The sequence below is a fragment of the Pseudotamlana haliotis genome (assembly GCF_008806375.1).
Classification (GTDB): domain Bacteria; phylum Bacteroidota; class Bacteroidia; order Flavobacteriales; family Flavobacteriaceae; genus Pseudotamlana; species Pseudotamlana haliotis.
Genome location: NZ_WAAT01000032.1, coordinates 1 through 246, shown reverse-complemented (window position 1 = coordinate 246; position 246 = coordinate 1). Strand labels below are relative to the sequence as shown.

The 246-nt window shown below is 30.5% G+C and carries 1 protein-coding gene; it reads left to right on the top strand.

Annotated features, from left to right (window positions below; all coding sequences use genetic code 11):
- Positions 1–246, top strand: a 246-nt coding sequence (locus F6U93_RS14605; protein ID WP_191963457.1) for a hypothetical protein, incomplete at both ends; no start/stop codon positions are given.

The window sequence follows — 246 nt, the reverse complement described above, 5'->3', positions numbered from 1 at the left end:
CACCTGCTAAGAAAATTAAGGTTGAAGAAAAACCGCAACTGGCATCTGAAACGAATATTATTCAACCCGAAAAACCTAGCTTAACCATTCAAAAAGCTATTAATTTTGCTCTTAACTTAAAACAACAAACTTTAAACCCTACATCTTACAGAGGGCTTAATAACAGAATGAATAACTTTAATCAATGGATTTCAAAACAACACCCAGAATTAAAGTCTATTAATCAGCTTAACAAAAAAAACAATT